General features: G+C 73.4%; 1 pseudogene. It reads right to left on the bottom strand.

From position 1 onward, the window contains the following. Nucleotides 1-196: 196 nt before the first annotated feature. Nucleotides 197-609, bottom strand: a pseudogene (locus tag G6045_RS40775) (alpha/beta hydrolase); the annotation flags it as partial.

Genomic DNA, 609 nt, shown 5'->3' with positions numbered 1-609 from the left:
GGGGGCGCGGGCGGACGAGTCGGAGCCTGGAGTCGCGCGGGTTACGGGACGTCACAGGGTGCAGTCTTCCCGCTCGGACCCCGAAAACCCAATCGGGGGTCCGGTGTGGGAGCTTCGCCCTGATCGGACCCCATCGGGGGACTACGGCTCGTGATACCCGGCGGGTGCGGGAAGTACCTGCTAGGGCCGGGCCGTCTCAGAGCAGCGGAGTGAGGAAGCGGCGCATGGTCTCCTCGTAGCCGCGCGGGTCCGCGTTCCACATCGCGCCGTGCGGGGCGTCGGGCACCGTGTGCAGGGTGATCAAGTCCGGACGGCGGGCGGCGAATTCACGGGTCGCGGCCCAGGGCGCAAGGGTGTCGTCGGGGCCGTGGAAGACGAGGACCGGGACCTCGATGCCGTCGGGTGCGGCCGCGCCCCTGGTCCGGTCGCCGCTCAGTCCGGTGCGGCCCTGTGCGGCGCGCACCGCGAGCGGCAGCAGCGGCGAGGGCGTACGGCTCGCCGCGGCGAGCGCGCGGACCGTGCTCTCCCAGTCGAGGACGGGTGAGTCGAGGATCAGTCCGCTGATGCGGTGGCGCAGGGCGGAGTGGGCCAGCGCGTGCAGCGCCATCG

It is taken from the genome of Streptomyces mesophilus, assembly GCF_011044995.1.
GTDB classification, from domain to species: Bacteria; Actinomycetota; Actinomycetes; order Streptomycetales; family Streptomycetaceae; genus Streptomyces; species Streptomyces mesophilus.
The sequence above is the reverse complement of the archived record's forward strand: the minus strand, read 5'-3'. Positions and strand labels throughout refer to the sequence as shown.